At 34.6% G+C, this 25,470-nt stretch carries 14 protein-coding genes and 1 riboswitch; of the genes, 5 read left to right on the plus strand and 9 right to left on the minus strand.

Annotated features, from left to right (window positions below; translation table 11 throughout):
• Positions 1-176: 176 nt before the first annotated feature.
• The 4 genes from Q0X59_RS00560 to uvrA form a co-directional block, all read right to left on the minus strand.
• On the minus strand, positions 177-4,010 hold the full coding sequence (locus Q0X59_RS00560) for a tetratricopeptide repeat protein (protein ID WP_297642422.1): 3,834 nt from the start codon (positions 4,008-4,010) through the stop codon (positions 177-179).
• 397 nt (positions 4,011-4,407) lie between these two features.
• Positions 4,408-5,538 carry a GuaB3 family IMP dehydrogenase-related protein gene (locus Q0X59_RS00565; protein WP_103043028.1) on the minus strand — a complete coding sequence of 377 codons (1,131 nt, stop codon included), beginning with the start codon at positions 5,536-5,538 and terminating at the stop codon, positions 4,408-4,410.
• A gap of 67 nt (positions 5,539-5,605) precedes the next feature.
• Entirely contained in the window at positions 5,606-7,942 is a 2,337-nt protein-coding gene (uvrC, locus tag Q0X59_RS00570) for an excinuclease ABC subunit UvrC (RefSeq protein ID WP_297642424.1), read from the minus strand.
• Positions 7,943-8,004: 62 nt separating this feature from the next.
• Entirely contained in the window at positions 8,005-10,953 is a 2,949-nt protein-coding gene (gene uvrA / locus Q0X59_RS00575) for an excinuclease ABC subunit UvrA (protein WP_297642426.1), read from the minus strand.
• Between the two features lie 183 nt (positions 10,954-11,136).
• Here uvrA and Q0X59_RS00580 point away from each other — a divergent pair, with 183 nt between their 5' ends.
• Positions 11,137-12,738 (plus strand): ABC-F family ATP-binding cassette domain-containing protein, encoded by a 1,602-nt coding sequence (locus Q0X59_RS00580; protein WP_075523179.1) that lies wholly within the window; start codon positions 11,137-11,139, stop codon positions 12,736-12,738.
• 43 nt (positions 12,739-12,781) lie between these two features.
• A complete protein-coding gene (locus Q0X59_RS00585) occupies positions 12,782-14,980 on the plus strand; it encodes a beta-carotene 15,15'-monooxygenase (protein WP_297642428.1) in 2,199 nt (732 codons plus the stop codon).
• Here the strand turns inward: Q0X59_RS00585 and Q0X59_RS00590 are convergent.
• The 3 genes from Q0X59_RS00590 to Q0X59_RS00600 all read right to left on the minus strand — a co-directional run bounded on the left by Q0X59_RS00590 (position 14,967) and on the right by Q0X59_RS00600 (position 18,771).
• On the minus strand, positions 14,967-16,229 hold the full coding sequence (locus tag Q0X59_RS00590; RefSeq protein WP_297642430.1) for a pyridoxal phosphate-dependent aminotransferase: 1,263 nt from the start codon (positions 16,227-16,229) through the stop codon (positions 14,967-14,969). The two genes, Q0X59_RS00585 and Q0X59_RS00590, sit on opposite strands and share 14 nt — an antisense overlap.
• Before the next feature lie 310 nt (positions 16,230-16,539).
• Positions 16,540-17,310 carry a polyphosphate--glucose phosphotransferase gene (gene ppgK, locus Q0X59_RS00595; protein WP_297642432.1) on the minus strand — a complete coding sequence of 257 codons (771 nt, stop codon included), beginning with the start codon at positions 17,308-17,310 and terminating at the stop codon, positions 16,540-16,542.
• A gap of 441 nt (positions 17,311-17,751) precedes the next feature.
• Positions 17,752-18,771, minus strand: a complete 1,020-nt coding sequence (locus Q0X59_RS00600) for a glycosyltransferase (protein ID WP_075523279.1) — start codon at positions 18,769-18,771, stop codon at positions 17,752-17,754.
• A gap of 194 nt (positions 18,772-18,965) precedes the next feature.
• Positions 18,966-19,099, plus strand: a riboswitch (FMN riboswitch).
• 5 nt (positions 19,100-19,104) lie between these two features.
• Between Q0X59_RS00600 and Q0X59_RS00605 the strand changes: the two genes are divergently transcribed.
• The 3 genes from Q0X59_RS00605 to Q0X59_RS00615 all read left to right on the plus strand — a co-directional run bounded on the left by Q0X59_RS00605 (position 19,105) and on the right by Q0X59_RS00615 (position 22,600).
• A complete protein-coding gene (locus Q0X59_RS00605; RefSeq protein ID WP_075523182.1) occupies positions 19,105-19,683 on the plus strand; it encodes an ECF transporter S component in 579 nt (192 codons plus the stop codon).
• Positions 19,684-19,802: 119 nt separating this feature from the next.
• On the plus strand, positions 19,803-22,163 hold the full coding sequence (locus Q0X59_RS00610; RefSeq protein ID WP_297642435.1) for an energy-coupling factor transporter ATPase: 2,361 nt from the start codon (positions 19,803-19,805) through the stop codon (positions 22,161-22,163).
• Between the two features lie 131 nt (positions 22,164-22,294).
• Entirely contained in the window at positions 22,295-22,600 is a 306-nt protein-coding gene (locus Q0X59_RS00615) for a YhbY family RNA-binding protein (RefSeq protein ID WP_075523184.1), read from the plus strand.
• A 90-nt stretch (positions 22,601-22,690) separates the two neighbouring features.
• On the opposite strand, the gene Q0X59_RS00620 is transcribed toward Q0X59_RS00615, so the two are convergent.
• A complete protein-coding gene (locus tag Q0X59_RS00620; RefSeq protein ID WP_297642437.1) occupies positions 22,691-23,929 on the minus strand; it encodes a hypothetical protein in 1,239 nt (412 codons plus the stop codon).
• Positions 23,930-24,054: 125 nt separating this feature from the next.
• Positions 24,055-25,428, minus strand: coding sequence for a replication-associated recombination protein A (locus Q0X59_RS00625; protein ID WP_075523186.1), 1,374 nt, complete (start codon positions 25,426-25,428; stop codon positions 24,055-24,057).
• Positions 25,429-25,470 lie beyond the last annotated feature (42 nt).

The raw sequence follows: 25,470 nt of genomic DNA on the forward strand, positions 1-25,470 counted from the left end.
AATAAATAAACAAGTTCAATTTTCAAATTACTATCGTTTATACAATATGATAATTCAACGCAAGTAACGTTATATCATTATATAAATCACATTATTAGATAAAAACACATTATCAATTTTTAGAATCTACTGTGCATTACAATCGCAAATTACTGTGCATTACAATCGCAAATCTACTATGCGTTAAGAGATCGCAAGAATTGCATTTGTATTGCATTGCTAACGTCATTATTTTCTTTAGAATAATTCATTCTAGCTGAAGCAACGCATAGTGTCCTAGCGATAACAAACATCCCATTATTTACTGTTTCTTTAGCAGCTGAATCTATAATAGAGCGAGCATTTGTATCTGGCCAATAAGGTATGTTTCTTGCTTTAAGAATCCTAATTATATCGTCCATCTCGTCAAATATTTGCATGCCTTGAGATTTCATTCTCGTTAAAAGCTCTTCTTTTTCAATATTTAAAGTTTCAATATGTTCTGGAGCAATACTTTCTGCCATTTGATAAGAAGCTAAAGCACTATCAAAATGATCTCGCATCCACTCAGCATAAGCTAATCTATAGTATGCGAATGCAGCATCATCTTGATCTAGAGCAACTCTCAAAGCATTCAAACATGCTGCGAAAACTGAATCCCAATCCTCATGACGAGATAACTCAGTAGCTAAACGCAAATGCGAAAGAGCATATGTAGGAGCATAAACAACCATTGAGCGCAAATGCTGCAAAGTTTTATTGCTATCGTGCAATTGCGAGTATATGTCCGCTAATTCCATATGAGAATAAAATAGACCATCTGGTATTAAACGCATAGACTCGTTATTATTAGCAAACATACGATTATAAATAACTCTCTCAGCATATGAATTGAAATACCTTGGTATTGATTTACCTTCAGAAAACATCGCATCATAATATGCTACATTTTTCTCATATTCTTCAATACCTTGTGATATTTCACCCATTTCTAATTGAGTATGAGCTTTAAGACGCATATTTCTTATATCTTTAGAAATATGAAAGTCTAGCTCAGGAATAGGATCCTCATCTATAAGAGATTTAGTTATAATTCCAGATTTTTCGCTCAACTCAGGATCATCTATTGAATTGATAATATCCATCGCCATATGAGCTTTTTCAGCAGTTGTTGGCATAAGCTCTGATGCAATATGATGGAAGTCAGAAACAGCTTGTTGCAATAAATCCTCTCTCTGAATTGCAAGACCTTTAGCACAAGAAGTTCCTAATATTGATTCTAAATAATCATTAAATTGACGATCTGAGAATTCTGGCTCTTCTTGAGCTCCTCTAGGAGCAAACTTAGTATCTCTTAAATCAAATGTTGGATCAACTGATTTTAATGCACCAGAAGAATCAATATTCATGTTTGCAAAAAACTCTTTATATGTTTTTATTGGATTTTTTAAACCATTAGAGCGTAAATATTCAACGAATTTTTTACGAGTAAAAGTAACAGTCATTAAAGTTTTACGAGATTTTTCATTTAACAAAGAGCGCGATGATTCATCTGAATTATTTTTATCATCAAATTCACTACTACTAGAAATAGTAGAATCACTAGAAGAGCTAGAAGAGCTTATATTATTAGCGCTTTCAGTGCGTGAGCTAATAGAACTAGAATCACAAGAAGAATCATATGCTTTTGCTTCATGAATTTGTTCAGGATTACCATGAACATCTCCATCTTTCGGCTCACCTTTTATATGCGTTTGTTGATTTACTAAATCATTTAACGCGCTTAAAGTACGATTCAAAAGCTTATCAATAGCATTATTATTAGCTGCAACCATTTCCTCTAAGCAAATCGAATCTAATCTAACAGATACATTTTTTACAGCAGGATTTGCAGCAAAAGCTATTAAAGCTAATATAATTCCCAATCGCAAATTGTATTCTGTTGTCATAGTAGCTATTTTTGAAGCGCTCAAATTAACCCAATGCTTTTTAAAAGCATCGTAAGAGCGGCGCGGCATAACTGAAGGTCCAACAGCCATAAATCCTATAGCAACATTTCCATCTTCAATATTAGAACGAAAATCAGCATCGAATCTAAAGGGAGTGCGCATAGTACGAATCCAATGCGATAATCTCTGCCTATACGCCCATTCATTATTAGTTCTATAGTCTTTGATCATAGAACTTTTTCTCTCATAACGAATTTGCTTCCATATAGTTTCAAGAGGCTTGATTTTATCGTCTTGTAAAGGACTTCCAAAATCATTTATGAATTTTAAGTAAGCACCAAAAGCTGGATCCTCTATCAAAGCAAAATCTATTTGTGCTGCCTGCTTATACGTGACTTCATTTTCTGTAAAATTACTGCCAGACGAAGAACTTTCTTCTATACAATCGCTAATAGCATGAATCCTATTCAATGCACCTTCAATAGACAAAACTACAAGAGCTGATTCTGGATCAAGAGCATTATCCCAAGAAATCTCATAATTTCTGGAAACACTAGATTCATTCAAATGCAAAACTTCAGCTCCATGCTTTTGCTCTAAAGATCGTATAGGATTAAGAGCTCCAGACTCATGCATTAAACGCTCAAAATATGCTTCTAATCCAGAATATCTAAGACCAGCAACTCGAATATTTTGTATATCTTTTACACTGTTTCTAATAGCACACAAAGGTGCTTGCGTATGAAGTCTATGGAAAATATTCTCAACACCAAAACTTGTTAAAATCTCTGAAATATTTGGAATTAAATAAGTAGCAAAAAATACTATAGCTATAGCATCTTTGTATTCAAGATTATATCTAAGAGACCCTGCTAAAGGCGTACGTGCTTGCTCAATAGTATATGATTTACGACCATTATTTTCTGCACAAAGCCACGAAGCAACCCATCTTGGACCTTCAAAAGGACCTGTATGAATAACAACATCTCCGCGCAAAACCCGGAATGTTGAAGATTTACACAATTGAGAAAAAGTATGCATGAAAAACTTGATTCTACCCCAAAAAGTATGAGATTTTTTTATCTCAAGTTTATTTTTTTCTTGACCCTCTTTACGAGCTTTTTCTTCTTCATTAAGTTCATGAGATTGAAAGAATTGATTCGCGTCAAAATTATTATAAATAGAGTCATCTTCATCATCACTGTTAGCACAATCGCAAGCTACGATTTTATTACTTCCAGTAATAATCAAATCATTATCTTCGTCAACACAATCTATATCTACACAATCACCATCTGTGTCGTCATAAAATGGGAAGTCATATCTATCTGGAGCATCATATAACTTAGATATTTTTTCTACTTCGTGAATAAGTTCAGGAGATTGTGAGCAAATTTCTTCAATCTCCTTATCCATACTTTCACTATCTTTATAATTTTCAAATGCTAAATTATCATCACTTTTAGGATCATAAGTTTCCTTGAAAGCTTCATTTATATTTTTACAAAAAGCACTAAATTTATTAGGTAATTTATTCCCGTAGAATCTAGATTTATCTTCAAGAATTATTTCTTGCTGTTTTAAAAGGTAAAGTGACGTAAAACGATAATATATATCTTCAATAGTCATATCATTGCCTAAATAAACTCTACCTTCATAATCAGCAATAGCTAATTGCCTAAATTTCCTATTATTATCTTCAAATAATCCTAAAGAAATCATTGGCTTAGAATTCTTACTACTAAAAATATTCTTAGAGCCATTTTCAGATTTACTATGTTTTACATCACAATAACGAATCCAACCGTATTTTATTCCATCAGGCAAGCCTTTTATATCGTTAAAAATATGCTTTTTAGCAAGGATAGGAACTTTTACAAAAATATCATCAGAAGAATCATCTTCGTCATCTACATCTACATCTACATCCGTATCTTGATTTGTGCTTAATGAATCATTGTTTATTGAAGAATTAAAATAATTAGAAGAATTATTTGATGAAGTCATGCTTTTAGATACTGCTTGTTCGCTAACTTCATCGTCACGCTCATAGCTTGCATTTAGTGGCATGTTATCAACCATAATCCCCATTCTTTCCAAATAGATACAATGAACCGATATGTATAGCCCCAATCAGATTCATTTAACGTGTATTTTAAACACTATCGTCAAGTATATAAGATGTAACGCATGTTATAAATGTGTGTTGTTACTTATGTAAATATATAAAAATGTATAAAAATATATAAACTTTATAGATAGTCTTGAAATGTAAGACAATGTAAACCAATAAATAAACTAACAGTCAAACTAACTAACAGTCAAACTAAAAATCAAATAAGCTAACAGTAAAACCAACAAATAGACAAATCAAAGAATAAACCAACAGTCAAATTTAAAATTATAGTAAAACAAATCCTATATAAAACTTATGGCTGAAACAGTAATTACCATTTCAGCCATAAGAATCGTTTATTACTTATCGTATATCTTGATGAAAAGGATTAAACACTACGCTACAACGCTGGAAGCTCTTAACATCAACATATCCTGTAGAAGCCATAGTACGGCGCAATGCACCAACAAAATTAGTAGTTCCATCCGCTTTATGACTTGGACCAAATAGTATGTTTTCAAGAGGAGCAACAGTACCAACATTCGTACGCATACCACGAGGAAGAGAAGAATGACGCGCTTCAGCACCCCAATGCATTCCACGACCTGGAGCTTCAGTAGCACGAGCCAAAGGAGTTCCAAGCATTACAGCATCTGCTCCCATTGCCAAAGCTTTAATAAAGTTTCCAGAATTACCCATTCCACCATCTGCAATGATATGAACGTATCTACCGCCAGATTCATCTAAATAATCGCGGCGCGCCTCAGCAACATCTGCAATAGCAGTTGCTAAAGGAGCTTGAACTCCTAAAGTGTTCATAGTTGCAGAAACAGCTCCACCGCCAAATCCAACTAAAACTCCAGCAGCTCCAGTTCGCATTAAATGCAATGCGGATGTGTAATCAGCGCAACCGCCAACAATAACTGGAACATCTAAATCATAGATAAATTTCTTCAAATCAAGAGGCTCATGATCTTTAGAAACGTGTTCAGCAGAAACAGCTGTACCACGAATAACAAACAAATCAACACCTGCTTCAAGAACTGTAGTATAAAATTCTTGAGTACGTTGTGGTGAAAGAGCGCCTGCAACAGTAACACCAGCATCTCTAATAGTGTGCAAACGCTTAACAATAAGTTCAGGCTTAATAGGTTCTGAATAAATCTCTTGAATACGTTTTGTAGCTTGTTCAGATTGCAATTCAGAAATTTCTTTCAATAAAGGCTCAGGATTCTCATAACGAGTCCAAAGTCCTTCCAAATCAAGCACACCTAAAGCACCCATCTGTCCCATTGCAATTGCAGTATCTGGACTTGTAACTGAATCCATAGGAGCAGCAATAATTGGAACATCAAAGCTGTATGCATCAACCTGCCAAGCTGTAGAAACAGCTTGAGGATCGCGCGAACGGCGAGAAGGAAGAATAGCAATATCATCAAGCGAATACGCTACGCGGGCCTTTTTGCCCAAACCTATTTCAATTTCCTGTGACATACTTATTAGGCTAATGCTCGATGTTGACTAAAAAGAATACAAATGTCGGAATATAACAATATTTAGATTACTTATGAAAAACATTATATATATTTTTCGCTTTTTCTAATCCGATACCTGGAACTTTTTGTAATTCTTCTAATGAAGCAGATGAAATTTTCTTAACGCTTCCGAAAACAGATAATAATCTCTTAGAGTAAGCTAAGCCAATTCCAGGAATTGAATTTAAAGTAGATTTCAATAAACCTTTTCTTCTTTTATTACGATGATATGCAATAGCAAATCTATGAGATTCATCTCTTGCTCTTTGAAGTAAATACAATCCTTCTGAGTCACGTTTAAAAATAATAGGATAATCATCATCGGCAAGCCATACTTCTTCTAACTTCTTTGCTAAACCGCATACAAAAACATCATTTACACCGCAATCCAACATAGCTTGTTTAGCTGCAATCGCTTGCTGTTTGCCGCCATCTACAATAATGAGATTAGGCTTGTAAGCAAAACGTCGTTTTACTTTATTTCTATCAGAGTTAGAACTATTATTTTTAGATTCCCCAGAATCAATTTCATTGTATGTAAATCTTCTTTTAATAGTTTCATATAAAGCACTTAAATCATCTAATTGACCAGCTCCATCTTCACCATGAATAGAAAATCGTCTATATTCGCTTGGACGAGCTATTGCATCTTCAAATACAACCATTGATGCAACTTGATACGTTCCATCAATAGTATTAGAGATATCGTAACATTCAATACGCAACGGAGCGTTACTCAATCCAAGCACTTGAGCTATCTCATTCATAGCTTGAGTACGCATTTCAATGCTATTGATTCGACTTGATTTCATGCGCACTAAAGCCTGATTCGCATTTTCGTTAGCACGATTCATTAAATCATGCTTACTTCCACGTGACGCAACATGAATAGTTACTTTAGATCCACGTATATTACTTAATAAAAGTTCTAATTCTTTCTGTCGTTCTTCGCATAATTCTATAGGGATTATAATTTCACGAGGTACAGGAGATATAGGCGCTAATAAATCTTCGCGACCTGTTGATTCTTGTCGCTCATGACGTGTTCTAGTAGCTTTAGCTCTAAGAACAGAATCAATTGCACTAGCATTTTTAATATCACTAAACGCATCACGAATTTGCTTGATGTTAGCACAATTATGTGATTTTAAATCATAAGAATTTCCATATTCTGCATAGACATTCGTCAACAAATCAGCAAGAAGATCACTATCGTCAACTTCATCATTTCGTTCAACATACCAATTTTTCTCTCCACGAATCATTCCAGATCTTACAAAAAATGCATGAATTGATGCTTCAAGATTATCTGAAGATAAGCCAAATACATCCGCTTCAACATCATCATCAAAAACTACTGAATTTTTTTGCAAAACAGTATTTAATAATGAAATATCATCACGCAATTTTGCAGCGCGTTCAAATTCTAAATTATCACTAGCTTTTTTCATCTCAGCGTTAAGATTTGAAATATACGATGAGCCTATACTTCCAGTAAGAACACCGACTAAATGTTCTACGTTATTTCTATGCTCACTTTGAGAAACATTATCAATACATGGAGCAGAACATTTTCCAATAGAAGCCAATAAGCATGGACGCCCAGTTCTATGAGCTCTACTAAACACTGAAGAAGAACAAGTTCGTACAGGAAAAGTTTTTAACAGTGAATCAAGACTATGTTTTAGTGGCCATACTTTTGCATAAGGTCCAAAATAACGAGCACGTTTGAAAGAGCGATTTCTAGTAATCCAAACTCTAGGAAATTCTTCTTCAACAGATACTGCAACATAAGGGTAAGTTTTATCATCTCTAAAAACAACATTAAATCTTGGATTAAATGTTTTAATCCAAGTATATTCAAGTGTAAGCGCTTCAAATTCTGTTTCTACAACAGTCCACTCTAAACTACGAGCAGACAAAACCATTGATCGAGTGCGAGGGTGCAATTGATCTAAAGGTTGAAAATAATTTGCTAATCTATTTCTCAAATTCTTTGCTTTTCCAACGTAAATTACTCGGCCATCCCCGTCACGCCATTTATAAACTCCTGGTTTAGGTGGTATATCGCGAGAAGCAGGTCTGAATAAATCACGACTATCTGAAAGCAATGGAGCTCCTAAAGAATTTAAACCTAAACTACTTTTTGAATCTGACACGTTCTTAGTCTTATGCCAATGAACACTATCACTAGAAGCACTAACAGAACTACTGCTTGAACTATTGTAAGAATTGGCTGCGTATTCAGTAGAAATATCACTAGAGCTATCAGTAGAACTATCACTATAACTATCACTAGAAGCACTAAAAATGTTTGAATCTAAAGAATAATTCAAATCCTCATAATTTCTTAAATCCTCCATATTATTTATTCACCTCCTTCTTTTAATTTTCTAAAAATTCCATCAATTTAAATTTACGTGTATTAGATATTTAACATTGGCTTTAAGAATTTACCAGTCCAACTCGAGTCACATTCAGCAACGCTTTCAGGAGTGCCTTGTGCTACAACACTTCCTCCTCCATCTCCTCCTTCTGGACCTAAATCAATAATCCAATCCGCTGACTTTACAACATCAAGATTATGCTCTATAACAATCACCGTATTGCCTTTATCAACAAGAGATTGAAGAACAATCAATAATTTTCTAACATCTTCACAATGAAGACCAGTTGTAGGTTCATCAAGAATATATACTGTTTTACCTGTAGATCTGCGTTGCAATTCAGTGGCAAGCTTAACTCTCTGCGATTCTCCACCAGAAAGCGTTGGAGCAGACTGTCCTAATCGGATATACCCTAAACCAACATCTACTAAAGTTTTCAAATAACGCGATATTGATGGATACGATTTGAAGAAAATTGCAGCATCCGAAATAGGCATATTTAGAACATCTGAAACTGATTTTCCGTTATATTTAACTTCCAACGTTTCTCGATTGTATCTTTTACCATGACAAGCTTCACATTCAACATAAACATCCGGCAAGAAGTTCATCTCAATTTTCAAAGTGCCATCACCATGACAAGCTTCACAACGACCTCCTTTAACATTAAAAGAGAATCGCCCTGGACCATATCCCCTAACTTTTGCTTCGGATGTTTGAGCAAATAAGGAACGAATTTTATCCCATACACCAGTATAAGTAGCAGGATTAGAACGCGGAGTTTTACCAATAGGATTTTGATCAACGTGGACGACTTTATCGCATTTATCTATACCTTTTATATCTTTATGCTTTCCAGGAACTATACGAGCTCCATTTAATTTATTTGCAAGAACTGGATAAAGAATTGAATTTATTAAAGTTGACTTTCCAGATCCAGAAACTCCTGTAATGCAAGTAAAAACCCCGAGAGGAATAGAAACATCAATATTTTTCAAATTATGTTCGCGCGCACCAATAATTTTTAACATGCGAAGAGGATCTACTTTTCTACGCATCTTAGGAATAAGAATTGAACGTCTACCAGAAATGTAATCTCCTGTGATAGAACGCTCTGCATTAGCAATAGATGAAGACGGTCCGCAATATACTACTTCTCCTCCACGCTCTCCAGCTTCAGGACCAATATCAACCAGCCAATCAGCTTTACGAATAGTATCTTCATCGTGCTCAACAACTATAAGAGTATTACCGAGATTTCTAAGATGATGTAAAGTTGAAATTAAACGTTCATTATCTCTTTGATGTAAACCAATAGAAGGCTCATCAAGAACATACATAACACCAACTAAACCTGAACCGATTTGCGTAGCTAATCTAATACGTTGCGCTTCACCTCCAGATAATGTTTTCGCTCCTCTAGAAAGAGTTAAATAACTCAAGCCAACATCATTTAGGAATCCAAGGCGAGCGCGAATCTCTTTTAAAACTTCACCAGCAATAAGCGCCTGAGAACCTTTTAATTGCAACGAGTTAATCCAATTCAAACTCTCACAAACAGGCATGTCACATACATCTGCAATAGAACAATTTCCAATTTTAACAGCAAGAACCTCCGGTCTTAAACGTTTACCTTTGCAAGCTCTACATGGAACTTCTCGCATATAAGACTCGTAGTATTGTCGCATCTGATCTGAATCAGTTTCATCATGCTTACGCATTAGAGTGCGAATTACGCCTTCAAATCCAGTAGAATACTCTCGCTGCCTTCCCCATCTATTTTTATACGAAACTGTAACAATAAAATCATGACCATACAAAACAGCATGTTTAACATCTTCAGGCAAATCTTTCCATGGAGTATCCATGCTAAAGCCTAAATCTTTAGCAAGTCCTTTTAGAACATGTTGATAATACATGCCAGCAGATTTATTCATAGCCCATGGCTCAATAGCACCTTGTGCAAGTGATTTTTCAATATTCGGAATAACTAATTCTGGATCAATCTCCAAGTTATATCCTATTCCTGAGCAATCTTTACAAGCACCATAAGGAGCATTAAAAGAAAAAGTTCTAGGCTCAATCTCGTCAAGCTCTAGAGGATGATTGTTAGGGCATGCTCTATGTTCTGAAAAAGACTGCCTACGATTCGAAGAGTCTTGAGGCTCATCAACGAAATCAGCAACCACAACTCCATTTGATAATTTCAATGCAGTTTCAATAGAATCATTAAGACGCACTCTAATGCCATCTTTAATAACTAATCTGTCAATAACTACTTCAATAGTGTGTTTCTTTTGCTTAGCAAGTTTAATATCTTCAGATAGCTCATGCATTTGATTATCAATAATCACACGAGCGTAACCATCTGAACGTAAAAGTTCAAGAGTGTCTTTAAATTCACCTTTACGACCTTTAACTATTGGTGACAAAATTTGCAATCGCGTGTGCATCGGCAAAGAAAGCAAAGTATCAGTCATCTGTTGAGTAGTTTGAGCACTGACCTTTCTGCCGCATTCAGGACAATATTGTGTTGCAACTCTAGCAAAAAGAAGACGTAAATAATCATAAATTTCTGTAATCGTACCAACTGTAGAACGAGGATTCCTATTAGTTGTTTTTTGATCTATAGAAACTGCAGGACTTAAACCTTCAATAAAATCAACATCAGGTTTATCCATACGACCTAAAAATTGTCTAGCATAAGCACTGAGAGATTCAACATATCTTCTTTGACCTTCAGCAAATAAAGTATCAAAAGCAAGAGATGACTTACCTGATCCAGAAAGACCAGTAAAAACCACCATACGATTTCTAGGGATAGAAAGACTAACGTTTTTAAGATTATGCTCTCTAGCACCTTGAATAGTTATCTTCCATTCAGACGGAACATTAGACAAATCTGATATAAGAATTCCATGAGATGAGCACAGTGGAGCTTTATCTAGCAATATTTGCAATGCATCTGATTTTTGTACCTCACTCATTAGCACCTCACATATAAAAATGAACAACTTACAAGATAAGAACTTTATTATAGAACACTTGTTCGAAAAAGTAAAGTTCTCAACGAAAATTCGTTACCCCACGCGATATAATTTCTCACTTGGCTTAATATTTTATTTAGCCAATATATTATGAGCCTTTATTTTAATGAAACGGATACAAATATGCCTATTGACGCACAAGCATTAACCATACAAATTGGTGCGCGTACGCTATTAAACTCTTCTGATTTTCACGTTACTAAAGGCGATAAAATTGGTCTAGTTGGCAGGAACGGCGCCGGAAAAACAACATTAACACGCGTAATAACAGGCGATATGCTCCCATCACAAGGCTCAGTTCGAGTCAGTGGAAAATTAGGTTATTTGCCACAAGATACCCATGCTGCAGATCCAGAGCAAAGCGTTATTGACAGAATTATGAGCGCAAGAGATATAGCATCTATCGTATCTAGAATCCGCAAAGCTGAAAAAGAAATGACAGATCCAGATCCGGATGTTATGACGAAAGCAATGAATCGTTACGATAAAGCAATGCAAGATTACGAGAAAGCAGGAGGATACTCTGTACAATCTGAAGCAATCTCAATGGCAAGTAGTCTTGGTCTTCCACAAGAAGTTATGCAACAATCTCTTGGAACTCTTTCAGGCGGTCAACGCAGGCGCATTGAACTAGCGCGAATACTTTTTTCTGATGCAGATACCTTAATTCTTGACGAACCTACAAATCACCTTGATGCAGACTCAATAATATGGCTTAGAAACTATCTTAAGCGCTTTGAAGGTGGATTCCTTGTAATATCCCACTCAACTGAATTGCTTGATGAAGTAGTTAATAAAGTATGGCATTTAGATGCGCAATTAGCGAAAATAGACATGTATTCTATGGGTTGGAAAGCATACTTACATCAACGAGTTGTTGACGAAGAACGCAGAAGACGCGAACGCGAAGTAGCAGAAAAGAAAGCAGAACGCCTTATGAAACAAGGTATTCGCTTACATGCAAAAGCAACTAAAGCAGTTGCAGCTCAAAATATGATGCGAAGAGCACAACGTTTACTTAGCGAAACAAGTGAAGCGCAAAGAAGCGAAAAAGTTGCAGATATACGTTTTCCAGAACCATCCCCATGCGGAAAAACACCTATTATGGCAAAAGATATTTCTAAAGCATACGGATCTAATATTGTTTTTGCAGGAATTAACCTTGCTATAGATAAAGGCTCGCGAGTAGTTATACTCGGATATAACGGAGCTGGAAAAACTACAACACTACGTATTCTAGCAGGAGAAGAAACAGCAGATACAGGTGAAGTACAATACGGTCACGGATGCAAAATCGGGTATTTTGCACAAGAGCACGATACTCTTGATTTAGATGCAACAGTATTAGAAAATCTTCAACATGTTGCTCCAAACTTAAACGACACACAAGCTCGTTCAATGTTAGGAAGTTTCCTATTTTCTGGTGACGATGCAATGAAACCAGCTAAAGTACTTTCAGGCGGCGAAAAAACACGTCTTGCGCTCGCAACTCTAGTCACTTCACAAGCTAACGTACTTTTACTTGATGAGCCAACCAATAATTTAGATCCAGCTTCTAGAAATGAAATTCTTAAAGCTATATCGAAGTATGAAGGCGCTATTGTGCTTGTTACGCACGATGAAGGAGCAGTTGAAGCGTTAAAACCTGAACGTGTTCTTCTTATGCCAGATGGCGATGAAGATTTATGGAACGATGAATATTTGGATCTTGTTGCAGAAGAATAATTAAGCGAACGCTAGAGCCAAAATCCGTTAGAATGGATATGTGATGGCAATTTCTTTATCTCAAACTTTGCAAGAATCATTGCAAAGAAAATACTTTCGCAGAAAGTATATACTACGAATATTGCGCATGCCATTAGCAATTTTGCTACTTATAGTCTTGTTTGAATGCACTATAGGAAACATACCATTTTGGAAAAGCGTTGCAGGTAGCACAGATAGCTTTTCAGCTCATAATCACATCGGAGCAGGAATCCAACGTTTGCACTCAGGAGGATTGAGAATCGTAGATCCTTCAGAAGCATATATTGAAGTTATTTCAGACGGTTCATCTCCTTACATACGTTTACAACCTGCTATAAAACAACCTAAAAACGTTGGTACAACACCAATTATTAGCGATATTCACGTAAGAGTAGACGTAAATGGAATAGCAGGAAAATTAACTAGCGCTAATCCAAGAGCTACAAACAATGCTCTAATACCAGTACCAGAAGAAGCTATTGGAAAACCTAATATTTTAAGAATCTGGATACAACATCCTTTTAATTCAATAATAGATTTAGAAGATGCTAGAGCAAACGTTAGAGCACCTTTCAGTTGGTCTTGGGGTCGCGTAGCAATGCTAGCTATAGCAGCATTTATTATTGCATTATTAAACCCATGGTCACATCTTTGGAAAATAAAACTTAATACATCAAGTATTTATCAACGATTACTTTTTATAGTAATTCTTTCGCCTTTTATAATAAACGCTTTCATATCTATTATTGATAGCTTTATATATTCAACACCACTACACTTCGATGTAATTGGAAACTATACGTACGATTTTGATCAATACGATCACACAGCTCAAGCGATTTTGCGCGGACAAACCTACTTGAATTTGCCTGTTCCTCACGAACTTCGACAATTATCTAACCCATACGATCCTTCAGCAAGAAATACACTTTTATCAAACGGAGTTAGAAATATTTATTGGGATCACGCATATTATCAAGGACATTGGTATTCTTACTTTGGCGTTATTCCAACAATCTTCTTCTTCCTACCATATAGAGCTATAAGCATGCTTTTAGTTCCAAATGGAAAAATGCTACCAACAAGCGCAGTCGCATTATTCTGCATTATTGTATTCCTTATAGCAGGATCTCTATTGATAATTAACTTAATAAAAAAGATTAAAGAATCTCCACTTCTTGCAACAACAGTAATATGCGTAGCATTATTCTTAATAACTTCTAACATAACTTATTTATGGTTTAGACCATCATTTTATTCAATTCCTATAGTTTCTTCTTTAATGTTTACAACTATAGGATTATGCTGTTGGCTTAAAGCGCGCAAAGACGATATAACAATAAACTCATTCTATTTTTCTTTAGGAACATTTTTCATATCACTAAATCTAGGATGTAGACCTACTTTTACAATTGCTTTACTTTTAGCTTTACCACTTTTCAGACATTACATTTTCAATACTTTATATAATACTTTTACAAAATATTATGATCCATCTTCTTGGAAACAATTAGCTAGACTTACTTCGATAACACTTATACCTATAGCAATAATCGCATTACCACTTGGTTTTTATAATGCGATTCGTTTCGGCTCTCCTTTTAATTTTGGAAATGAATATCAAATAACAGTAACAGATATGACTAGAATGCATATACCATCAGAAAACATATTGCCTTCTATATTTAGTTATTTAATTCTACCTTTACGAACTATTACAAAATTCCCTTGGATTGCAATTCAACCTATTTCTTTTAGCAAATGGCAATATGCAGAGCCAATGATCGGAGGAATATTTAGCATATCTCCACTAGCTTTACTCGGTCAAATCGCATCATTCATTTTTTATAAACGTAATAAAAACAAATATGTAAACGAATTTGCAATAACATCAATTGTTTTGGGGATTATAGTTATAATATTCGATAGCTTAAAAGCAGGAATTGGATGGAGATATATAGCAGATTTCAGCTGGCTTATAGGATTAAGCGCTGTTATCGGAATCGCATTATTCTTAGAAAAAGCTGCAATAATAACAAGCCAAGACACTATTTTAACTAAAGCATGTTCTTATTCAATACGAGGGTTAATCGCAATTCTACTTGTGTTTTCTCTTGTTATAACATTTTTAAGCTGGTTTATTATAGGTAGAGAAGATTCGCTAATACAATATAATCCAGAATTATGGTATAGCGTACGAGCTTGGTTTAATCTCTTATAATCTCATTTAATAAAGTATCAACTGTTTTTAGCGTTAGCTTAAGATTATTACTGAATTGATCCGGTTCAGGCAATAAAGATAGCGCAAGATATCCATTATTTGGCATATCAAAATAGTATCCAGGTTGAGAAACTAATTTATAATCGCGAATCAAACGCAACGCGAGTACATCATCATCAATACAAGATGGAACTCGCAATAATACGTTCCATCCTCCTTCTGCTCTTAAAGCATCAACGCAACAATTAGGCCATTGAGCAAGTGTTTTGCGTAAAGTAGAAAGATTTGATTTTATACGCGAACGAACTTTATTCGTCTGTTCACACGCGCAATCAAGCAATTCATGAATATGATCTGAAACAGTCGCACCAATAGGAAGAAAATCATCTGCTATAACATCAAGACGTTTTTTTGCTTCACAAACGTCATCAACAGGTCCTGAAACTTCAATCCAACCAACTTTTGCGTGAGGAGCAGCAAGCATTTTAGAAAATCCATCTAAAGCAAAAACAAGAGTCGAAGTTTCACCTGCTAAGCGAGCATTAAAATCAAAAGGCTCAAGTGAGTAATCATAAAAAACCTCATCTGCAATAATAGCAATACCATGCTTATGACATAATTCCAACAACACTTCTCTTTCTTGCATCTTTATATAAGAACCTGTTGGATTATTGGGATTTATAAGAACTAAAGCTTTAATATTATTCGATTCATCTTCTATTAAAGAACGTACATTAGCTAAATCAATAGTCCAAGAACCATCGTATCTCAAAGAATAAGGAATTGTTTTTACAAGATTCAGACGAGCAATAGATTCAACTAAAGGATACCCAGGTTTTGGAGCAAGAACAGCATCACCTGCATCACATAAAAGCATCATAAGCCATGCATAAGCTTGAGATGTAGAAGATAGAACATAAATATTTTCTGGATTAAGAGCACTAGCACAATAAGCACTACAACTAGGATCTTTAATTATAACTTCACTTTTTGTATTTGCATTAGATTCGCTTGAATAAATACCACGATTGTCACGCTTATTTATAAAATCTGCTAGCATTTTGCGAGTTTCAATAGGCCCTCGAGGATCTGCAACATACTTACTAGATAAACAAATAGGAGCAAGATTATGAGATGTTGGATTAGAATCATTAAGCTTAGTTAATTTGATATTGCAAGCTAAAGCATCCCTTTCAGCTACGATAATAGGATTAGGTTCGCTTACATCTACTCGAGAAGAAAATTTCACATGACTACATTAGCTTATATTAAAGATATATTATTTTTAGCTAATACACATTGCACCAATATGAATTTAAAGCATCGCTATTACGTTTAGACTTTTAAACATTAGATTTAAAATTTTCGTGAAATAACACAAAATCTGTGTTATTTTGGGTTATTTCGCAACATTTTCTATTTAATCTAATAAAAATGCGCTAGACGAAATCAATTAGTAAAACTAAAAATCGAATACGCCTAGCGCTAACAATATTTATCTTAAAAAGACATTCAATAATGCGTTATTACATAAACACAATACGTTTACGATAACATCATTACTTTTCTCGCTGTTGCATAGCATAAAATGCAGCGCCAATAATACCAGCTTCATTATGCAAAGAAGCAACAACGATTGGCGTCTTTATATCAATATGCGGCAAGAACTTTTCACTTACTCTACTTACTCCACCGCCTACAACGAACAAATCTGGATTGAAGTACTTTTCCATCAAACCATAGTACTTTGTTAAACGCTTAGCCCACTTCTTATAACCCATATCCAACTTTTCGCGAACAGAAGAAGCAGCATACTTTTCTGCATCTCCTTTACCTTTCTCAAGCTGAATGTGACCAAGCTCAGTATTAGGAATAAGAACTCCGTTATAAATCAACGCTGTTCCAATACCTGTTCCTAGTGTTGTAGCAATAACTAAACCGTCTTTATCTTTTGCAGAACCAAAATGCTGTTCTGCTAAACCTGCAGCATCAGCATCGTTTACAACAGTAACAGGTCTTCCACAAGCTTCACTGAAAACTTCTGTAACATCAACACCAACCCAAGACTGGTCAAGATTTGCCATATATTCAAGCTTCTTGCCAGGCTTAATCGGAGCTGGGAAAGCAATACCAACAGGAATATCAGGAGTTACTTCAAAATGCTCAAGTTGCTGAAGAACAATATCCGCAACTGCTTGAGGTGTAGAAACCGCTGGAGTAAGAATTTTATACCTTGGTTCAGCAAATTCACCCTTTTCGAGATTGACAGGTGCAGCCTTAATGCCTGAACCACCGATATCTACGCCGAAAGCTTGTGCAGTGTTAATCATCGCTAACACCTCTCCTCTGAATGTGTTGACAATGGAATATCAAGTTCATTCTACAATATCGTCAGAACGACACGCGTAAAACAAATTTAATTATTGCCAACGATTGCAATACTGTTTTTCTCAGTATAATAACCAAAAATTATACGAAAATGCAAACCATTTACAAAAAAATTATGATTTTGTTTACAACGCACGCTTTGCTACTAGTTAGGCAGAGATTTAAGATTTTTCGCCCTGAATGAGATGAACCTCAGCATCTTTGATGGTGATTCATCGAATGAAGAAGAAAAATCGAAAAATCTCGGTGATTAGCCGAAGATTAAAAGACTAAACATGCCAAGAGCTATCGGAGTTTCTCTTAGAGCAATGTAAAAATCTTGCGATGAGAGAAACTCCGAGAGCTCAGCAACAACAAACAGGATAATCCTTTAAATTATAGATTTACTTTAAAGAAGGCATTGGTTTCCAATTAGAATCATGCAAAATCTTTCTTGAAGCAATCCAACCACTAAATAATCTTATTGATCCAGGTATGATGTGCTTTCTATCAACAGCAAGCAAACGAATAAACTCTTTTGCAGCTGTTGCAATAGTGCCTATTGCAAACATAAGAGGATGATAATCTCCATGAATCATAAAATATCGCGCCATAAAACCACGATTACGCATAATATGATATCTATTCATATCGGATGTTGAATTTAATTGGCGTATTCCAGCAATATCCCAATTAGGAATATCACGAGTACGGCGTAGAACGATATCTGGAATTACAATAGGATTAGTGACTTTACTAGCAAGATAACCATAAGTTGTATCATCCCAATAAATAAAGTAACGAGGATCAGGGAAACCTATTTTTTCAACTACATCTCTGCGGAATAATCCGCCTTCAAAGCACATAGTATTCATAACTCTGTAACCAGCTTTACTAAAAGCTGCAGGAGCAAATGGATTTGGTATACCCATTGGAACTAAAAACTCATATTGCCAATAGAATTTACCGCCATCGTAATCCAATCTACTACCTTGAATCACAGAATGTTTCTTAGTCCATTTACTCAAGCGTGAAATAGATTCAGGAACTGTTTCTACGTCATCATCCATAACCCAGAACCATTTAGCACCAATCTCATAAGCTTTTTTAACACCAGCGGAAAATCCACCAGCTCCGCCTAAATTATCTTTTTGAGGCTCATAAAGAACGTGCTCAAAATTACCGTCATCATCCCCATCAGCACTACCCCATTTTATAGTCAAACTCTTGTTTAAAGAATCAACCATTTGACGCGTTCGCTCGCTTTTCTCATTATCAACTACAATAATGCGCCATGGGCACTCTTTTAATTTCTCAAAAGAAGCAAATAAACGTTTTAACAACTCTTGCCTTTTATATGTAACTACAACAACAGCTAATCGTTCAATACTTTGCAACATTTTTTCTCTTACTTTATTGTTCATACTCTTATTTGAATCTTTAAGTAAAGTCTTAGTGTTATTACTACTAGATTTAGTGTTATTACTACTAGTCTTAGTGTTATTACTACTAGATTTACTACTACTCATATTGCTCATAATGCCTATTTTTGCACTTACCCTCGCCACAGAAAAATTTAACAAATTTTATATTGTTCACTCCATGTTATAAAAAGGAAAAGTAGTTTCAGGGAAGGTGAAAATCCTTACTGGCGGTAGCAAGATCAATCTTGAAGCCCGCGAGCGGATAAAATCTGCTGATTCGGTCAAATTCCGAAGCCAACGGTTAAAGTCCGGATAGAAGAAACGGAGGCCCTAATGGGTTATTTAGACACACAGCACAGCACAGATACTAATACTTCAAATTATTGGTCAACGAAAAGAATCGCACAATATGCTCTTTTCGTAGCTTTATCTATGGCTTTAAGTTTTATTGAATTCCCAATTATTCCTGGACCACAATTTTCATATCTTAAATACGATCCTTCAGGCATAGTTTGTTTGATAGCAGGATACGCTTACGGACCAGCTGCAGCAGCAATCGTAAGCATATTAGGATTTGCTCCACACATTCTAAGCAATCCTTTAGGCTCAATTATTGCTATATCAGTATCACTAGGATTATCTGTTACAGCATCATTTATTTATAAGAAAATGCGCACTAAAAAAGGAGCTTTATTAAGTCTTATAGCTGGATCCATAGTATCTATTGCAATTGCAATTATTGGAAATTTGATTATTACTCCTTTGTATCTACCTCAATTTACTATCGCGGATGTTGCATCAATTATTATTCCAATCCTATTACCGTTCAATGCAGCAAAAATTTTACTTCATATAGTTTTGACTGTTCTTATTTATAAGCCGATTTCAAAATTGTTAAAGCGTTATAAGTAAAATAACATTAAATTTTATGTATTTGTGAAATTTATTAGATTAAATATAATATATCTAATAAATTTCACTTTCTTTAATATTTTTTGCAAGCTTTAATAAATAGAATAGAACTTAAAATAATGAATAAAGAAAACAATATCAAACAAGAATCTTTTGCTGCAATATTAAAAGACGTATATTTTTCGTATGATTCCGGGAAAACATGGATTCTTAATGGAATAAATCTTAAAATTAAATATGGAGAAAGAGTTGTAATAGTAGGACTTAACGGTTCAGGAAAATCTACACTGTCTAAAATACTATCAGGTTTAATAGCTCCTGATTCAGGACTCGTGCAATTATGCGGCAATAAAGTTTTCGATTTAGATCACGCTGATTCCAATGCGTATAAAATTGCAAGAAAATCTATTGGAACTCTTTTCCAAAATCCAGAAGATCAAATAATAACAACGATCAGCGAAGACGACATAGCTTTTGGACTAGAAAACTTATGCGTAAAACAATCAAATATGAATGAAATGATTCTAAATGCATTAGAATCTGTTCGCATGGAAAACCACAGGTATGATGACCCTAGTGATATGAGCGGAGGACAGCAACAAAAAATTGCGCTCGCAAGTACTATTGTTACAAAGCCAAAACTTCTCATATTTGATGAACCAACATCAATGCTTGATTATAAATCTTTGCAATACGTTAATTCACTATTTGATGATTTGCAAAAACGCGGATTCACAATAGTTCACATAACACATAAATTTGATGAATGCGTTTACGCAGATCGAATACTTCTAGTAAATAAAGGTCAAATTCGCGATATAAGTTCTAATGAATTAAAAGAATATTATAAAAATGCGATAGATACCGAATACGCTAAAAAATGCGAAAATCAACCTGATAACGAAAAAGAAACTGATACTGAAAAAAATCAAGATTTATTGCAAAATCAAACTAATGATGAAACATTTGCAATCGAAGTATCTAATCTTAACGTTAGTTACTCTAAACGCGCCAAACATGTAATAAATAACTATTCTCTCAAAGTAAAGCATGGAGAAATCGTTGCAATTACAGGAGAAAATGGATCAGGAAAATCAACTTTAGCAAAAACAATATGCGGATTACTTAAATATGATTCTGGAACTGTTCTAATACAAGGTATTCCTTTGAACGCTAAAGAAAACAAAACAAATACTAAAAAACTGCGGCAAACAATTGGCTACGTTATGCAATGCCCAGAACAGCAACTTTTCGCGCAAACAGTATTTGAAGACGTATCTTATGGTCCTAAAAATTTTGGTTTAGAAGGAGAAAAACTTAATACTAAAGTAAACGAAACTTTGAAAATGCTACATATTGAACATTTAGCACAATTTTCTCCTTTTGAACTTTCAGGAGGACAGCAACGTCTAGTAGCTATAGCTGGAGTTTTAGCATATAATCCAAAAATACTTGTTTTAGACGAGCCTAGTGCAGGTTTAGATTTTGAATCATCTATGCGATTGAGAAAAATATTAGAAGATTTACATAAAAAAGGCATAACTATTGTGCTTATTACGCATGATATGAATGAAGCAAAAGCTCTTAAAGCTAGAATAATTACAATTAAAACAGAAAAAGATGATGAAAGTAAAAAATCAACTATTAAAGAAAATAGCCATTTTAAGGGCAATATCCACAGCTCTTCCACAAGCTATTCTCACAGCTCTTCCACAAGCCCTTTTCTAAGCTCTTTTGACCCTAGAGTCACATTAATTTCTTGCTTTATTCTAATATTCAGCGCTTTTAGAGTCACTAATTACAGCCAACTTGGGATTCTTAGTATTGCAACTCTTATTCTCACAATTTTTGCAAGAATACAGTTTTCTAAACTAATATCGTTTTTGCATATTCTAATATCAATATTCATATTTTCGAGTATTCTAAATATCTTTATCGCGAAAACAGGTCGCATACTTTTTTATCTTTTTTCAATACCTATAACACTTGATGGAGTAAACTTTACAATACTTTTCTCTACTAGACTTTCTTTAGCAATGCTTATTGGATTAACTGTTCTATTAACTTTCACTCCGACAAGACTAACTCAAGCATGCGCATCTATTATTTCTCCACTTAAAGTATTCAAATTACCTACGCAAGAAATAGCATTTATTATGACTTTAGCATTACGATTTCTTCCAACTCTTTCAAAAGAAGCAAAAGCTATTTCAATTGCGCAAACAGCTAGAGGTGGAAGCATAAAAAACGGATCGCTTAAAAAAAGACTTCAAGCAATGACATCTCTTATTATTCCAGGATTTGCAGGTGTAATTAGGCATGCATATAATCTTGGATTAGCTTTAGATTCTAGATGCTACATTCCGCAAGAAGCACGCACACACTTTCACGTTTTAAAAATAAGATTTAGAGATATTGCTTTAGCAATTTTTAGCATAATTATTACAATTCTTATTGCTAAAACTACAAATATTTTATGAATACAAATTTACAAAATTACTTTTAATAAAAACAATAGAATATTGGATTAGCATGGTTAGATGTATAATCCGATAAGCATTGAAATTAACATGATTATTTAAAACCAATTATGTATACTTTTGGAGGACATATGCCATTAACTAAAAAGCAAATTAAACAATTGCGCGCTTTAGCAAACACTTTAAGTCCTATGCTTTATATTGGCAAAAACGATATTACAGAAGCTGCAATAAAACAAGCTGATGAAACGATGCAATATCATGAACTTATGAAATGCGCTGTACAAGATGGTTCAGGATTAAGCGCAAAAGAAGCAGCAATAAAGTTAGCAGAAAAACTTAAAGCTGAAGTTGTACAAGTTATCGGAAATCGTTTTGTGCTGTTTAGAGTATCACCTCGAGAAAACACTAATCATATTATGCTTATTAAAGAATAGACTGATACTTTGTGAGCTACTCTATAAGGTAAGTAATAGAATACTTCAATGAATCTGTTGCAAATTTAGCAAATTCATTTATTGTAGAAACTACTTATTGTAAACTGTAGAATCTTCAACAGGATTCATTAACTTAACTATTGTGTATTCAGAAGAACTAATTATTGGCTGATTCCAAGGAAAATCTGCTGCTGTAACATACATATTTTTAGTTGCAACAATAGTTTTCTTGCCAATATAACGAGTGAAATCATCATCATTCTTATCACTACTACTATTACTAAGCACTATTGCAACTTTACGAATTTCATTCTGCATAGGTCTATACCCGCATTCAGTACCGTTACAATGTGATGCAGCTGAGCGAGGAGAATCTAAAGTCAAAACTATAGTATTACTAGAACCAGAAGAAGAACTCATATAATTATCAATACTAATCCCAGAGTCTTCAGGAGAAGTACCAGGGAAATCATACGATTGATACATATTAATTTTTTCAACTACTCCAGTAAAAACTTGGTATCCATCTTCTTGCCATTTCAATTTTTGTTTAGCATTAACTTGAGTCCAATAATCACGTTTTTTAATATTTATAAGACTATTTACATCTGTTAAATCAGAAACTGGAATATAAGATGGCGCAGTTACATCAGACATTTCAGCTTCATCATTCTCATTCTTAGGAAGAGGATTTTTAACAACTTTAGTCTTAGTTTTAATCTTAGTTCCAAAGAATCTATACGAAACTTCTCTCCATGGGAATACTTCATTTTTCCCAAGAGTATTACTCTTCATCTTTTCATACCACTGTTCACTTTCAGGAATATAAAGAACTAATCCTCTATGATTCCTATAAAAGAACAAAGTGGAACTTTCAAACTTGTTTTGAATTGAATGTATAACTCCATTCATAACATTCAATTTTTTACCATCATAAGAAAATACTTTTGTAGCAGATCTAGTAACATAATATCCTGAATCATTTTTTACTTTATAAAAATCAGTTAATATTAAATCATCTATTCCATCGCTATTTACGTCCCATATTGCATAGTTGTAATCGCCTTGAGGAACTCCGCTAAACTCGTATTGATTTATATTCTCTAATACGTTCTTATATTCCTTACCGGCAGCAATAGCCAAATCTTCTGGATTACGACCTCTTAGATTGCTTAAAATAGGATTTGTTATTAAACTCCTCATAAAATACGGATAATCACCGAAGAAAATTATTGAAGAACGAAAAACGAGAGCAGAAATAACTATTTGAATTATAGAAACGATAGGAACAACGCAATAAATTATAAAACCGTGCTTCTTCATTGCCACATCTCTCTTTCGTCACTTCTATAAAGCGAGCTTAAAAGTATAAAATACACTTATGCAAAACATTGAAACATTTTGCATAATTAAAACTATAAAATATTCTACACAAATATCAGTATCCAACATGCTTAATCAGAATCATCACTCTTATTAAGAATATTACGGATTTGAGATACACGTTGTAATAGTTCATGTTCATATCCGCGATCTGAAGGATTGTAATATTTGCGACCAACCAATTCATCAGGCAAGTATTGTTGTGAAACTATTGCTCCAGGATAATCGTGCGCATATTTATAACCTTCATGATTACCCCAAGTTTTCATCAATTTTGTTGGAGCATTACGCAAATGAAGTGGGACTTGACCAATATTGCCAGAATCAATATCTTGCAAAGCTTGATTTATAGCATTATAACTAGCATTAGATTTAGGAGCTGTAGCTACAGCAATAACAGCCTCTGAAAGAATAATTCTCGCTTCAGGCATACCTACTAGCGCAACAGCTTGAGCTGCAGCAACAGTTACTTGCAAAATTTGCGGAGCTGCCATACCAACTTCTTCAGCAGCTGCGATCATAATTCGTCTTGCAATAAAACGAGGATCTTCACCTGCTCTAATCATGCGAGCTAAATAGTGCAAAGATGCATCTACGTCACTTCCTCGCATTGACTTAATAAAAGCAGAAATGACATCGTAATGGTCATCACCATCTTTGTCATATCTGACAATATTTACGTCAGCTACTCTTGAAACAATATCCGCACTAATTACAGGCTTATTTTCACCAGGCTTGTGAATAGAATTTCCTGTAATCGCTCCAGCTGCAGCTTCTAAAATAGTAAGAGTCTTACGAGCGTCCCCTGCGCTCAAGCGAATAATAAAATCTATTGCATCATCTTCAATTTCAATTTGATTATTAAAACCGCGCTCGCTAACAATAGCCCTCTTAATAAGCTCATGTAAATCTTCAACACTTAGCGATTCAAGCTTAACAACTACAGATCTACTAAGTAGTGGTTTAATAATTGAAAAACTTGGATTTTCTGTAGTAGCTCCAATAAAAGTTACATCACGATTTTCTACGCTTGGAAGCAAAGCATCTTGCTGAGATTTAGAAAAACGATGCACTTCATCAATAAACAGTACTGTTTCTAGACCTTTGCTAACTAAACGCTCATGAGCTCGATCTAATACTTCTCGCACATCTTTTACTCCTGAAGTTACAGCAGAAAGCTCTTCAAAAACACGTCCAGATTGCCGAGCGACAATATGAGCAAGAGTAGTTTTACCAACTCCCGGAGGTCCAAACAAAATAATAGAACTTGGAGAAGTAAGACAATATTCAGATTGAGGATCAGCAAGTCTACGCAAAGGAGAACCGGGCTTAAGAGCATGCGATTGACCAAGCACATCTTCAATTGCACTTGGACGCATACGAACAGCAAGAGGGCGAGTTACATCACTAGACGCGCTCATTGACGAAAACAAATCCTGAACCATAATCTAAGTATACACAATCTATAGAACAAACGTTCGATATTT

Origin of the sequence: uncultured Gardnerella sp. (assembly GCF_947280595.1) — a bacterium.
In the GTDB taxonomy this organism is placed as follows: Bacteria; Actinomycetota; Actinomycetes; order Actinomycetales; family Bifidobacteriaceae; genus Bifidobacterium; species Bifidobacterium vaginale_A.

Coding starts and splice junctions, on each gene's coding strand:
- Q0X59_RS00600 (WP_075523279.1), bottom strand. CDS start 18,771: ATGAACAATAAAGTAAGAGAAAAAATGTTGCAAAGTATTGAACGATTA.
- Q0X59_RS00610 (WP_297642435.1), top strand. CDS start 19,803: ATGAATAAAGAAAACAATATCAAACAAGAATCTTTTGCTGCAATATTA.
- Q0X59_RS00560 (WP_297642422.1), bottom strand. CDS start 4,010: ATGGTTGATAACATGCCACTAAATGCAAGCTATGAGCGTGACGATGAA.
- uvrC (WP_297642424.1), bottom strand. CDS start 7,942: ATGGAGGATTTAAGAAATTATGAGGATTTGAATTATTCTTTAGATTCA.
- uvrA (WP_297642426.1), bottom strand. CDS start 10,953: ATGAGTGAGGTACAAAAATCAGATGCATTGCAAATATTGCTAGATAAA.
- ppgK (WP_297642432.1), bottom strand. CDS start 17,310: ATGATTAACACTGCACAAGCTTTCGGCGTAGATATCGGTGGTTCAGGC.
- Q0X59_RS00605 (WP_075523182.1), top strand. CDS start 19,105: ATGGGTTATTTAGACACACAGCACAGCACAGATACTAATACTTCAAAT.
- Q0X59_RS00565 (WP_103043028.1), bottom strand. CDS start 5,538: ATGTCACAGGAAATTGAAATAGGTTTGGGCAAAAAGGCCCGCGTAGCG.
- Q0X59_RS00625 (WP_075523186.1), bottom strand. CDS start 25,428: ATGGTTCAGGATTTGTTTTCGTCAATGAGCGCGTCTAGTGATGTAACT.
- Q0X59_RS00615 (WP_075523184.1), top strand. CDS start 22,295: ATGCCATTAACTAAAAAGCAAATTAAACAATTGCGCGCTTTAGCAAAC.
- Q0X59_RS00585 (WP_297642428.1), top strand. CDS start 12,782: ATGGCAATTTCTTTATCTCAAACTTTGCAAGAATCATTGCAAAGAAAA.
- Q0X59_RS00580 (WP_075523179.1), top strand. CDS start 11,137: ATGCCTATTGACGCACAAGCATTAACCATACAAATTGGTGCGCGTACG.